11 protein-coding genes and 3 tRNA genes are annotated in these 12,547 nt (G+C 42.0%); 7 read left to right on the forward strand and 7 right to left on the reverse strand.

Annotated features, from left to right (window positions below; all coding sequences use genetic code 11):
* Positions 1–2: 2 nt before the first annotated feature.
* Positions 3–1,370, reverse strand: coding sequence for a rhodanese-related sulfurtransferase (locus QE422_RS00105; protein ID WP_307454208.1), 1,368 nt, complete (start codon positions 1,368–1,370; stop codon positions 3–5).
* A 357-nt stretch (positions 1,371–1,727) separates the two neighbouring features.
* On the opposite strand from QE422_RS00105, the gene QE422_RS00110 reads away from it, so the two are divergent.
* Positions 1,728–3,251, forward strand: coding sequence for a trypsin-like peptidase domain-containing protein (locus QE422_RS00110; protein WP_307454209.1), 1,524 nt, complete (start codon positions 1,728–1,730; stop codon positions 3,249–3,251).
* A gap of 71 nt (positions 3,252–3,322) precedes the next feature.
* On the opposite strand, the gene QE422_RS00115 is transcribed toward QE422_RS00110, so the two are convergent.
* From QE422_RS00115 to QE422_RS00125, 3 genes are all read right to left on the reverse strand, one after another.
* Positions 3,323–3,775 carry a hypothetical protein gene (locus QE422_RS00115; protein ID WP_307454210.1) on the reverse strand — a complete coding sequence of 151 codons (453 nt, stop codon included), beginning with the start codon at positions 3,773–3,775 and terminating at the stop codon, positions 3,323–3,325.
* Positions 3,775–4,155, reverse strand: a complete 381-nt coding sequence (locus QE422_RS00120) for a RidA family protein (RefSeq protein ID WP_307454211.1) — start codon at positions 4,153–4,155, stop codon at positions 3,775–3,777. Before QE422_RS00120 ends, QE422_RS00115 begins: the two co-directional genes overlap by 1 nt.
* A 68-nt stretch (positions 4,156–4,223) precedes the next feature.
* A complete protein-coding gene (locus tag QE422_RS00125) occupies positions 4,224–6,812 on the reverse strand; it encodes a putative LPS assembly protein LptD (RefSeq protein WP_307454212.1) in 2,589 nt (862 codons plus the stop codon).
* Positions 6,813–6,878: 66 nt separating this feature from the next.
* On the opposite strand from QE422_RS00125, the gene QE422_RS00130 reads away from it, so the two are divergent.
* From QE422_RS00130 to QE422_RS00155, 6 genes are all read left to right on the forward strand, one after another.
* Positions 6,879–8,165 (forward strand): N-acetylmuramoyl-L-alanine amidase, encoded by a 1,287-nt coding sequence (locus QE422_RS00130; RefSeq protein ID WP_307454213.1) that lies wholly within the window; start codon positions 6,879–6,881, stop codon positions 8,163–8,165.
* A gap of 57 nt (positions 8,166–8,222) precedes the next feature.
* A tRNA-Glu gene (locus QE422_RS00135) sits at positions 8,223–8,297 on the forward strand.
* A gap of 10 nt (positions 8,298–8,307) precedes the next feature.
* Positions 8,308–8,628, forward strand: coding sequence for a hypothetical protein (locus tag QE422_RS00140; RefSeq protein WP_307454214.1), 321 nt, complete (start codon positions 8,308–8,310; stop codon positions 8,626–8,628).
* 67 nt (positions 8,629–8,695) lie between these two features.
* On the forward strand, positions 8,696–8,950 hold the full coding sequence (rpsT, locus tag QE422_RS00145) for a 30S ribosomal protein S20 (protein ID WP_042721082.1): 255 nt from the start codon (positions 8,696–8,698) through the stop codon (positions 8,948–8,950).
* Between the two features lie 11 nt (positions 8,951–8,961).
* Positions 8,962–9,033: transfer RNA gene (locus tag QE422_RS00150), tRNA-Glu, on the forward strand.
* Between the two features lie 96 nt (positions 9,034–9,129).
* Positions 9,130–9,201: transfer RNA gene (locus QE422_RS00155), tRNA-Glu, on the forward strand.
* A gap of 388 nt (positions 9,202–9,589) precedes the next feature.
* Here the strand turns inward: QE422_RS00155 and QE422_RS00160 are convergent.
* The 3 genes from QE422_RS00160 to QE422_RS00170 are packed head-to-tail and all read right to left on the reverse strand — an operon-like array spanning position 9,590 to position 12,405.
* Positions 9,590–10,531: a transporter gene (locus QE422_RS00160; protein ID WP_307454215.1), complete on the reverse strand. Its 942-nt coding sequence runs from the start codon at positions 10,529–10,531 to the stop codon at positions 9,590–9,592.
* Between the two features lie 10 nt (positions 10,532–10,541).
* Positions 10,542–11,585, reverse strand: coding sequence for a cytochrome-c peroxidase (locus tag QE422_RS00165; protein WP_307454216.1), 1,044 nt, complete (start codon positions 11,583–11,585; stop codon positions 10,542–10,544).
* Positions 11,578–12,405, reverse strand: a complete 828-nt coding sequence (locus QE422_RS00170; protein WP_307454217.1) for an MbnP family protein — start codon at positions 12,403–12,405, stop codon at positions 11,578–11,580. Before QE422_RS00170 ends, QE422_RS00165 begins: the two co-directional genes overlap by 8 nt.
* Between the last annotated feature and the right edge of the window lie 142 nt (positions 12,406–12,547).

Consider the following 12,547-nt stretch of genomic DNA (forward strand, 5'->3'; position numbering starts at 1 on the left):
CCTTACGCGTTTTCAGCAGATAAAATTTTATATAGTTTATCAGACAAACGCACCCTGAACGGAAGCTCAAAAGTAATCTGATCTCCCTGTACAGCCGTCTCTACAGGACCTCCGTTGGCATGAATTTCCGTAATGGTAATTTCCTGCTCACCGGTAGTCGGCCCGGAAATCAACACTTTGTTTCCTACAGACAATTCATTGTTTTCAATAAGGAACTGCGCAATTTTTGATTTTGTAAAATAATGCTCCGCTTTTCCGATCAAAGTTTTCTTGACCTTAATTTTCTGACGGATATCTTTTGTTTCGGCTTTGGCCAAAGGCTTATTAGGCAGATCACCTGATTTTTTGAATTTTAAAGCTTCCGACTTTCCTTTTCTGAAAACTTTATTGCCTACCTGCAGGCCTTTTCTCAATTTCAACTGCTCGTCCCACGGCAGATGAATGGTTTCCAGGCATTCCGTCGAACAGCAGTTTTCCATCGCCGCCTTACATTCATCACACTGGATAAACAACAGATGGCAGGCATCATTGGCACAGTTCGTATGGTTATCGCAAGGTTTCCCGCATTGGTGGCACTGTGCGATGATGTCATCCGTAATTCTTTCTCCCAGACGGTGGTCGAACACGAAGTTTTTCCCGATAAACTTACTCTCAATTCCTTCTTCTTTGATCTGTCGGGTATATTCGATGATTCCGCCTTCCAGCTGAAAGACGTTTTTAAAACCCTGATGCTTAAAATAAGCACTTGCCTTTTCACAACGGATTCCGCCGGTGCAGTACATCAGAAGGTTTTTATCTTCTTTGTGATCCTGCAGCTGATCGTTGATGATCGGCAGGCTTTCCCTGAAGTTTTCCACATCAGGCGTGATGGCCCCTTCAAAATGGCCGACTTCGCTTTCGTAATGGTTTCTGAAATCCACAACGATGGTATTCGGGTCTTCCAGCAGTTCATTGAATTCTTTTGCTCTCAGGTGAACCCCTTTATTGGTTACGTCGAAAGTTTCATCATTAAGGCCATCTGCAACAATTTTATGCCTTACTTTGATGGTCAGCTTTAAAAAAGAATGGTTGTCCTGCTCTACCGCTACATTCAGGCGGATGCCTTTCATAAAATCATATGCTTCCAGCGTATCCCGAAAAGCCTCGAAATTTTCTGCAGGAACGCTCATCTGAGCATTGATTCCTTCATGTGCTACATAAATACGGCCTAATGCATCGAGGGCATTCCAGGCTATAAATAAGTCGTCGCGGAATTTTTTGGGATCTTCAATATGGGCATACGCATAGAAAGAAAGGGTAAGGCGCTCTTGTCCGGCCTCATCGATAAGTCGTGCTCTTTCTTCTGCGCTTAAGGTGTTGTACAGTTGCATGCTATAAACGTTTTAAGTGAGAAAAATAATTTGGCAAAGATAATGAATTTTTCAAAATTAATTAAATCATGAAATAAAACAGCTTTTCGGCCTAATTCCCAATTTGCTGTCTCAATTTAACCTTTAGCATGACAATTGTATCTTACCTATGACATTTTGTCTTTAATAAATTTTTAATATTCGTTAATTCCGGTTTTAACAATTATGACTTAATCCATAAAGTATTCCTATTCCCGTTAAATTTTAGTTAAAATTGAAACATTAGGTATTAATTGCATACGTATTTAGCATTAAATTTGTTTTAGAGTAAAACGAAAAAGTGAATAAAATAATTAATCAAATAAAGAAAGATATACAATGAAGAGTACTTTAAAAAAACTATTGCCATTTGCTGTAGTAGGTGTTATTTCAGGAGCTACTACCGTTGGAGGATTACAATACCTGAATCATGACTCCAACAGCACAGACCAATCCTATTTTACAAAAGCTTCCAACGTATCTTTTGCCGGGATGAACTCTTCGGCGGTAGGTGATGACTTTGTGAAAGCAGCTAAAACAACCGTTCCGGCTGTAGTTACCATTAAAAATTACCAGTCCAGATCCACAAGCAGGGCTTCAGAACAGGATATGTTCGATTTTTTCTTCGGTGATCCTTTTGGAGGAAGAAACCAGCAGAGACAGAAGCAGCAGGCCCCGGACAACATGCCTTCAGGTATGGGATCAGGAGTTATTATTTCCCCCGATGGCTATATTATTTCCAATAACCACGTTGTGGCAGGAGCCAACAAGCTTGAAGTGGTTTTAAGCAATAAAAAATCGTATATCGCAACCTTAGTAGGAACAGACCCGAATACCGATATTTCCTTATTAAAAATTGAAGAAAAAGGATTGCCTTATTTAAATTTCGCTAATTCGGATAATATTGAAGTAGGACAATGGGTACTGGCGGTAGGAAACCCGCTTGGACTAAACTCTACTGTAACGGCGGGGATCGTTTCCGCTAAAGGAAGAGGTATCGGGATTTTAAGCTCTCAGGGAAAAGCAGCCAATCCGATTGAAAGCTTTATCCAGACCGATGCGGCTATTAACCCAGGAAACTCAGGAGGAGCCCTTGTAAATACAAATGGAGACCTGATCGGTATCAACTCGGCGATCCAGTCTACTACAGGATATTATCAGGGATACGGATTTGCCGTTCCTTCCAATCTCGCCAGAAAAATTGTGGAGGACATTAAGAAATTCGGAATTGTACAGCGAGGATTCTTAGGGGTTACCTCATTAGACCTTTCTAATGATCAATTGGTAGCAGCTTATAACAAACAGGAAAAAACCAATATCAAGGCAGGATCAGGAGTGCTGGTAACCGGCTTTGGAGAAAACAGCGGTGCTGAAGATGCAGGATTGAAAAAAGGAGATGTTATTACCAAGATCGATAATGTTGCCATCACCGATTTTGCAGATCTTTCGGTTGCCGTAGGTAGCAAACGTCCGGGCGATAAGGTACAGGTTACCTATGCAAGAAACGGCAAGGAGAATACGACCACCGTTACTTTGAGAGACCAGAAGGGCGGAACGTCTACCAGAACAAAAGCAGATCTGAGCGTTACTGAAAAGATCGGTGCTGAGTTTGAGCCATTAAGTGAAAGATTCAAAACCGATTACGGATTGAACAGCGGAGTAGTCGCTAAAAACGTAACGGAAGGAAGCGAGATTGCCAAAATCGGGATCGTAGATAACTACATTGTTATTGAGATCAACGGCAAGCCGGTAAATTCGCAAAAAGACGTTGAGAAAATTCTTGACCGATATTCAGGAAATGTATCTGTTAAGTTTGTAGACGCTTACGGACAGATCTATACAAGAGGATTTAAAATGCCTTAATTAAGAGAACTAAACTTCACTTCATATCAACAAAAAGCCGCTGCGAATTTAATTTGCAGCGGCTTTTTTATTTATGACCTGTTCATTTTTTCGGAAATCCTCCGTTTCTTTTTCCTCTCATAAATCACTTCCACAATTTTTCCTCCGATCCATGAAAAGGGGAAAAACGTGAGAAAAATAGATACTTTGTAGAAGGTAGGATGATAAGGGAATACAATAACATCAAGCATTGCTATAAAAAGCATAATAAAGCCGATAAGGATTGCATATGCCACTTTAGCATACTTTACGATGATGGCTGTGGCCACTCCCCCAACGGTAGTTCCCAACCCGGAAATAAACAGCAGGAAGCCGAAAAAAGCCCCGTCTTTCTGCATGCTCTGAAGAAATTTTTGCCAATGCTCAAAAGGAGCAAAAGCCTCGAAAGTTACCCATTGCGGAAACATCCTGATGCCAAGAGTAATAATAAGCCCTGCAATGCCAAGGCCTACGATAACCGCAATTGTATTTCTTATAAAGTTCATTAATCCTGATGTGCGATCATAGAAATTTCGATATCAACATTTTTCGGAAGGCAGGAAACCTGTACGGTCTCGCGTGCCGGATAGCTTTCCGGATCCAGATAAGAAGCATAAATATCATTCATAACTGCAAAATCGTCCATGCTCTTTAGGAAGATGGTTGCTTTTACTACATTTTTAAATGTCATTCCGGCTTCTGTAAGAACGGCCTCAAGGTTTTTCATTACCTGATGGGTTTCTTTTTCGATTCCTTCCACCAATTTGCCTGTTGCAGGATCTACCGGGATCTGACCTGAGATATACAAAACACCGTTTGCCATATTGGCCTGTGAATAAGGACCGATCGCTGCAGGAGCATTTTCCGTGTTGATTATTTTTTTCATTAGAATTTATTTTGGGTGCAAATATAAAATTTATATTCTATTTCTATAATCAAATATCAAATCTGATGCTAGAATGGTGCATTCGGCTGTGTAAAACTTCTGTCTTTATACTTCAGCGCATCGCTTAAGATGTTGGCTTTGATTCCGATAAAGAAATCATATACTTTATATTGTCCGAATGGAACCCAGTTGAAATTGATGGTAAAACTTCGCTGATCCCTTGAAAATCCGATCCTGGTATATGCCAGCTGGCGGGTCACCATATCGTAATGGGTGCTTCCGTTGATATTCCAGTAAGGAGTGAGCTTGATGCTTCCGTCCAGTCCGACAGAAGCCAGCTTTGTCGGGGTTCTGGATGCCGAGCTTCTCGTATAGGCATAGTTGGCATTTACGTTCAGCGTCCAGGCCTGATCAAAATGAGCATAATTATCGTCGTCGAAATAATAATTTTCATTTCTGATTTCTCCTTTCTTACTGTACTTTTTGCTGTAGTCTACTTTCTCTCCGAAAATCTCGCTGCTTAAAGGATAGGACATCTGTACGTTGAATCCCTGCACACTGAAGTGACCGAAGCTCTCCGTTCTAATTCCCGCTTCCTGTCCCGGGATATAAATAATCCGGTAAGGATCCAGTGACAAGCTGGTATTAACGCTTAATTTATTGTTAAAAAAAGAAGACTGCCCATTAACGGTGATAATCGAAAAAGGGTGATCCTTTGCGGCGAAGTTATAGTTTCCGGAAAGGTTTAACGATTCAAAAATCTTTATTTTCTTTACGCCAGTAGAATCTTTTTTAGACCGTACTTTCATTTCGACGTTGTTCCCGATGTTGAACCCCAGAGCACCAACCAAACCACTGGTAGGCGATCCGATAATCCCGCCTTCAAAAATGGAATATGGCGTTAAAGCTCCGTTGGCATCATAATAATTTCTGAAGTATCCGAATCCTGAACCGCCGAAGTCCGGTGAATAGGTAAACCCGATACTTGGGGTCATCATATGCCTGATCGCTTCAATAGCGGAACCTTTCTTGAAATTTTTCGTTCCGTATAAAGTCGTCTGCAAACTTGCCGTTGTGGAAAAAGTGGAATATCCCGACACCCCTTTGTTGGTTTCGGTAACTACTTTATTCTGGATCGGATCGTAAAATTTATCAATCGTTTTTGTAGTCAAGGCATTGTCTACGTTGGCTCCTAAGCTGAAAGTGAAATATTTTGCAACCGTCGTATTGGTTCCTAACGTAATATTGTTTTTAAGCCCGGTCTGCATTTTATCCCACATCGCCGCCTTGAAGAGTTCGCCTTCCTGGGTCTGGACATAGTTTGTTAAATTAATCCCGGTATTTACCGTAAGGTTTTCCAGTAACCCGGATCGCACACCCGTTTTTGAACCGAACAGATAAAACTGGTTAATCGCAATGTTCATCTGCGGCAGACGGAGATCCGAAAGACCTGTCGCAAAGTTCTGCGAGTAAGAAGCCGTTCCGGTAATGGTAACCGGCAGCTTCAGGAATCTCTTGGTAAGCGTTACCGTAGAGTTCTGTTGGGTATTCAGTACGTTCTGGTTGAGAATGTAATTGTTGTTCAGTGTATTGTTATAAAACTTTGTACTTACCACGTCTACTGAAGCGGAGAAAGTAAGGAAAGGATTCGCTTTGGTATCCTGCGTATGTCTCCAGGCAATCCGATAGGTTCCCGTCTTTCCGTAATTATCGAGCCCCTTGATTCCACGGACCATGGTTCCGATATCGGCGGAGAAGTTTCCGGAATAGCGGTACTTCTTGATGTAATTCATTTCCGGCCGGAGGTTCCAGCTTCCTTTAGTATAGATATCCGAAAGGATCTTAAGGTCAAAATGTTCCCCGATCGGCTGGTAGTAGCCTAATCCGTTTAAGAAGAAACCCACATCCTGCCGTTCCCCGAAACTCGGGATCAGGATACCGGCCGATCTTTTGTCTGAAAACGGAAGAATGGCAAAAGGCATAATCAATGGGGTTGGAACTTCTTCGATATACATCTGGATAGGACCGGATATAATAGAAGATTTATTTCTGGTCTTTACCAGTTTGATGTTGGACGCCCGCAGATAATAATCGGCTGCGGTATCTTTTTTCTTGATAAAATAATCATCGGTCGTGTAGATCGCACGCTTCATTGCAAAGACCGAATCGTTGTATTTTTTTGTTTTATTCGCTACAATTACCCCTTCATTTTCCTCTGTTCTGGCATTAAAAGCGATTGCCTGCCGTGTTTTCGTATTGTACTGAAATTCTGTAGTCTCGTATACTTTCCCGGCCTGGGTTGTAATCACGGGTTCGATAATTCTCCCGAGAGAATCCTGTTTACCACGGGCATACATGATGTTTTTCTGCTCATCGATGGAAATGTAGTCGGCATCGATCTGCATGTCCTGGTATTTTACCTGCGCATTTTTGTTCAGGTAAATCATTTTCTTCTGGAAATCTCTTCGCTGAACATCTGCTTTCGTACGCAGAACATCTTCAAGAGATTCCTTTTTTACCACTACAGTGTCCTTTTTGGAAATGGTATCATTAACCGCATTTTCAGGCAATTTTTCAGGAGTCTGCTGTGCTAAAAAATTGTTAAAAATTAGGATAATTAAAATTTGTAATATATTTTTGGAGACGGTTTTGACCAATTTTTTCGTTATATTTATATGTATAATACTAGGGCTCAAAATTAATATAATTTTTAAAACTGAAAGATGCACAAAGTAAATTTTAAAATAATTTTATCATTTCTCTTCCTACTCCTTACCAACTTTATTTTTTCGCAAAAGAAATTCATCGTGGTTTTAGACGCGGGACACGGAGGAAGTGATCATGGAGCAAACAGGACCTACGCCGACATCGGAAGAATTGCCGAAAAGGACGTTACTCTAACAATCACCCTGAAAGTTGGGGCGATGCTTGAAAAGAATAAGGATTTCAAAATAATATACACCCGTAAAATCGACGAATACCCTTCTCTTTCAGACAGGACCAACCTGGCTAACCGCAGCAAAGCGGATCTTTTTGTCTCTATCCACTGTAATTCCGCAAAAAAGCCGACCGCCTACGGAACGGAAACTTATGTACAGGGGCCTGACCAGAACGATACCAACCTGGAAGTAGCCAAAAGGGAAAATGACGTGATTTTTCTCGATGAAAAAGATAAACAGACCTTCGGATCGTACGATGCCAGCTCACCGGAATCTTTAATTGCCCTGAAACTTCAGCAGAGCAAATATCTGGAATCAAGTCTTTTGCTGGGCGGACTGGTAGAAAATAATTTTGTAAATAAGGACAAAAGGTTTTCCCGGGGAGTATTCCAGAAAAACCTGCACGTTCTGCGTATGAATGCCATGCCTTCGGTTCTTATTGAAACCGGATTTATCAACCATCCGGAAGAAAGCCACTATCTGGCTTCAGAAAAAGGACAGGAAGAAATTGCAGAAAGCATCTATCAGGCGATCATCGATTATAAGAAGGCGATCGACAGGAAGTCGGGCTTCACAGGTAATGTAAGAAAACCGGAACCTGAAAAACCGGCTGAAGTCGCTCTGAAAAATGATTTCAGAATTTTACTGCTCAGCTCTCCACAGAAATTCAATGACGGAGACCCGGCGCTGAAAGGGCTGAATTACATTTTACCGATTAAGGAAAACGGACAGTACAAATACTATTACGGCGTTACCAATCTGGCTTCGGTAAAGGATATCAACATCAGAACGGCCAAGGATGCCGGATTCAGAAATGCCTATGCGGTAGGATTTATGCCGAACCAGAAGCTGAGTACAGGCTATTATACCATTGAAGTATATGTAGGTGATAAGCTGAACGGAAACTCACCGATCATCCAGACGCTGAAAGATGTGGAACGGAATAAGGAAAGCGGCGTATTCTATTATACCTACGGAAAAGTCTATACTTTAGAAGATGCGGTAAAGCTTCAGAAAGATATTGAGGCCAAAGGAATTAAGAATACCGTGATCCAAAAAGTTTTCAAATAGAAGAAAAATAATTTTGAAGTTAAAAAGTTAATTGTTACTTTTGCAACCTCAAAATTTGGCCTATTCGTCTAGTGGTTAGGACTCAAGGTTTTCATCCTTGCAACAGGAGTTCGATTCTCCTATAGGCTACCAAATTTTTATCATGCCGGATTTAAAAATACAAGAAGCGAAATTGCTTTTTAAGAAAATCCACTCTAACCCAAAAAGTTATGATTTAAAAATCAATGAAGACGGGATTACAGGCAGTGATGATAAAGTAAGTTTCAGACTTTACAGGACGGGAGAAAGGGTCAACTTTGAAGTAACGATTGACGAACTAACCTTCACCAATACGACTGGAGAATGGAACAATGCGATGGTAATGCTTACAAGCACCATCAAAAAATTAGAAAGAGAAGAAGAGAATATTAAAATAGAACAAGCAATAGATAAACTTCGAAAATATTTATCTGAAGAAAATTAAAAATTTTTAAAAATAAATTTGGAGGATATAAAAAAAGTTTTTACTTTTGCACTCACATTTGAACGATATGGCAAATCATAAATCAGCATTAAAGAGAATTAGACAAAACGAAGTAAGAAGACTTCGTAACAGATACTACCACAAGACTGCTAGAACAGCAATGAAAGTGTTAAGAAATGAAGAGGATAAAGCTGCTGCTGCAGAACAATTGCCAAAAGTAATCTCTTTGTTGGATAAATTAGCGAAGAAAAACATTATCCACAAAAACAAAGCAGCTAACTTAAAAAGCAAATTAACTAAGCACGTTAATAAACTGGCTTAATAAGCATAGTTGGCCCGTTCGTCTATCGGTTAGGACCTCAGATTTTCATTCTGGTAAGAGGGGTTCGATTCCCCTACGGGCTACTAAACAAATCACTTACTAACCAGTGATTGTTGTAAGAGTTGTAAACTTATAAAAACAAAAAAAACTAACACGCTATCATGTAGCGGAAGACAGATGGCCCGTTCGTCTATCGGTTAGGACCTCAGATTTTCATTCTGGTAAGAGGGGTTCGATTCCCCTACGGGCTACTTTAAAAGAGATTCAGTTTTGGATCTCTTTTTTTGCTTTACCTCGAATTAACCACGCCGGTTTCTTCAATGAGATTTTACACAATGCAGAAAGATCAGAAACCATTATTTTTTTGGGAGCTTGATCCGGCTCTCCGCTACTACTCCTCGCGCCGACACCTCTAATCCATTCACTCCATCGCTAAACCCATCCGCTTCCCGACGCGCCAATCCCGCTGTGGGGTAACCGCTGCGATCCGGGCTAGGGCATCAGACTTTTGACCAACCGTTGACACCATAACAAATTCTGTAGGGTTAAAACCTTCCAAAGCAACTCCTCTGTTTATCATTAAAAAAAACCTTCAGGCTTCTTAAAACCTGAAGGTTTGGCATATAAAACGAAATCCTGCTAAATTCCAATATTCAGAAAAATGCTGAAGCGGGATTTTGCTTCAATATCCCCTCCGGCCAGGTGAGAATATACCGGAAGCATCACTTCACTTCCCAGACTGAATTTTTTATAAGCAGTCTCAAATCCCACCTTTCCGTACAGGGCATTACCTGCTGTATCCGGCAAAGCTTCGTCAAACTGCCGGTTCCGGCCATACACTTCTCCCTGTAACCCTGCTTTTGTGGAAAAGATGATGTTTCCTGCGCCGGAAATCTGATAGAATACTGTGGCTGCATAATTCCACTGGTTTCCGAAGCGATAGCATTTCCGGTTCTGGGTTTTTACCGTGTAATCCGTATTCAGGAGAAATGCGGTCCTGTTTTTCCGGAACTGATAATTCAAAGCCAGCTGATAATCCCAGCTTCCGGTGCCCAGCTGAAAGCTCGGATTGACTCCCGAAAGGCCCTTTTCGTCAAATTTCCCTAATGGGATTTTTATTCCGATACCGCCATTAAGCTGATGAATCCTGTTTTCTGAAGTCAGCAGCCGGTAAATTCCCATCAGGCTTGCATCGCCGATGCCGCTGATACGGACAGTGCCCTGCAATGTCTGCTTCTCATGGAAATGAAACGGAAGGCTTGCGTAGATGCTCAGCTTTTCAGTAACCGGAACCTTTGCCCACAGCTGGAGGGTATTGAAATACTGGTCCTGCGTCACATCATCAACAAACAAATTCTCTTTCGCCTTATAATGCTGGGCAAAATATTTAATCCCTACAAACTGGGGATTCAGCAGCGATTCAAACCCGGAAGAACCGTTTCCTGCTGCACATCCGCAGGCATCGCAGTCTTCCGGAACAAAAGCATACCCATCGCGCGGAATGGAAATACTGTCGCTGACCGTCCCGGCATAGATGACCTGGATCATCATCAACGCCATCAATACAATGATCTTCTTCATATCGACTGCTTTATTCCGCAAATGCCGGATTGGTGATGAATTTTTTATCGGACAGGGTTTTCAGGAAAGATATAATCCATTGTTTTTCCTGAGCATTCATCGCAATTCCGGTATGTCCGTTCTGCTTCAGTTCAGGATCAAGGTTCGGGTTATCCGTAATCCCCTCCGAATAGAAGTTGAGGACCGCGTCCAGTGAGTAAAATCTTCCGTCATGCATATAGGGCGCCGTATATTCTACATTGCGCAGGCTCGGAACCCTGAATTTCATGCGGTCGGCAGGATCAAGCGTTACACGGTAACGGCCCTCATCCTTAAACTGGGCATTATAGTACAGTCCGGTATTCCTGAAACTTTCGTCGGTAAACAATTCCCCGCTGTGGCAGGAAGCACACTTCTGCTGAAAAAGATGCATCCCCTGGGTTTCCTCTGCCGAGAAACTTTCTTTTCCCTGCTTCATCCGGTCGTATTTTGAATCAGCAGAAACCAGCGTAACCATGAATTGAGAAAGCGCCTTCAGCACTCTTTCACCCGTAATATTTTCATCGCCGTAAGCAGCTTTGAACAACTTTTTATATTTCGGATCGGCATTCAGCCTGGAAACGGCTTCCGGCATTGAGCTGTCCATTTCATCTTCATTGGTGATGGGGATAATGGGCTGTTCATTTAAATTATGGATCACGCCGTCCCACATATACCTTTTCAGGAAAGCCATATTCTGGATCGGCGGCGCATTCCTGATTCCGGTCCTGTCGTCTACGCCGTGGCTCACCGGATGGCCGTGATGCGTAAAAGCATTTTCCTGGATATGGCAGAAGCCGCAGGAAATGGTATTGTTCCGGGAAAGCCTGCCCTCGTAAAACAATTTCCTCCCCAGCTCCACTCCGTTTTTCGTAACCGGGTTTCCGGAGGTATCAAAAGTCATTGCAGGAAAATACGAAGGAAATGAAACGTTGTAAGCCTCATCTTTTTCCAGTGGCTCGATCACTTCACCGGAACACGAAACAAAAATCATAAACAGAGGAACAGCGAGCAGGGTTTTGATTACTTTAATCATTGTGAACATGGTCTGCTTTAAACATTTTCGTCAGGTTATCGGTGATCTTGACCAGGTGCGGTCCGGATCCCATCATCATATCGTTCGTCGGATCCAGAATAAGCGGGTTTGCTCCGCTTAGATATTGATTGAAATCTGCCAGAATATGGACTGAAGGCCTGATTTGTCCGGTCACCCTTGCGGTGGTAGGAAGATCCAGGGTAATTTCGCGGTAGAGATCGAGGGTACCGTTGGCTTCGGTATTGCCCATATTGCCGGTATGATTCATGAATTCTGTATCGGGAGAACCCGCGCCGTACTTCCCTTCCAGCTTTACAAAGATATAGCCGGCCACCCAGGACCAGGTCATGCCTTTCTGTTTGGCTTTATTCCAGAACTCCGCCTGTCCGTCCTGCCCCAGCAAGTAAGCCTTCTGGCTGATCCCCAGTCCGAATTTTATCTTTTTATAACGGCCTGTAGGAACTTCAGTAAGATTCACGTAGACGATTCCTGCCACGGCATCCGCCTGGTCGATGATGAAAGCACCTTTGTCGGGATTGTTTTCATTAAACCTGAACTCATTTCCGGCCTCATCGATTAAAGCAATATTGCTGATGACGTATTTAAGATTGGAAAATTGATGCTTCTGTCCGGCTGATGAAGTCTGTACGGTCTGGTTCAGCACAATATCGCCCAGATTATTAAAGCCGTTTTCAAATTTTAACTGGAGGTTTCCTTTGGTTTCAGATGAAGAATCATCCTCACCGTTATTCCGGCAGGAAATAAAAGTGGAAAAAGTAACAGCAATAAGAAAGAGTGATAAAAATTTATAAATTTTCATTGTTGATTTTTTAAGTTGAATTTTTTTGATGAGGGTTTCCTTTGTTTGCTCAACGGTCATCCTGCAGGCAGAAAAGTTTTATTTTTTCACCTGGTACAACAGTTGGGCAGGCTCAGTATAAAATAACTGAGCAAAGGACACC

This window comes from Chryseobacterium sp. SORGH_AS_0447, from assembly GCF_030818695.1.
GTDB lineage: Bacteria > Bacteroidota > Bacteroidia > Flavobacteriales > Weeksellaceae > Chryseobacterium.